At 65.6% G+C, this 390-nt stretch carries 1 protein-coding gene and 1 pseudogene; both read left to right on the top strand.

What is annotated here, in order from left to right; all coding sequences use genetic code 11:
• A pseudogene (locus DY467_RS26655) lies at nucleotides 1–145 on the top strand (bifunctional folylpolyglutamate synthase/dihydrofolate synthase); the annotation flags it as partial.
• 16 nt (nucleotides 146–161) lie between these two features.
• On the top strand, nucleotides 162–390 hold a 229-nt coding region (locus DY467_RS26040), incomplete at its 3' end, for a metallophosphoesterase family protein (protein ID WP_164639931.1).

The following is a 390-nucleotide window of genomic DNA, read 5'->3' as shown; positions in this document are numbered from 1 at the left end:
ACGCGTCGAACTCGCCGATGACGTCCCTGCGGCGCTCCGGCGGATCGCCTCGCTTGCCTACGAGCTCCCGCCGCGTATCCTGATCACCGGATCGCTGTATCTGGCCGGCCATGTGCTGAACCTCAACGGCACGCCGCCTACCTGACGGAAGAGACCCACGGATGCGGATCGCCGCCATCGCCGACATGCACGGCAACATCGCGGCGCTGGAAGCGGTGCTCGCCGATATCCGCACGCAGGGCGTCGATACGATCGTCTGCCTGGGCGACATGGCGAGCGGACCGTTCGATCCGCGGCTCACGCTTGATCTGCTGATGACGCTCGAGATGAGCGTAGTGCTCGGCAATCACGACCGCTATCTGATCGATCGCCCACGCGACCGCATGGGGT

It is taken from the genome of Rhodopseudomonas sp. BR0G17 (assembly GCF_010907025.1).
GTDB classification, from domain to species: Bacteria; Pseudomonadota; Alphaproteobacteria; order Rhizobiales; family Xanthobacteraceae; genus Rhodopseudomonas; species Rhodopseudomonas palustris_H.
Note: the sequence above shows the minus strand (reverse complement) of the source record. Positions and strands in the feature narration are given on the sequence as shown.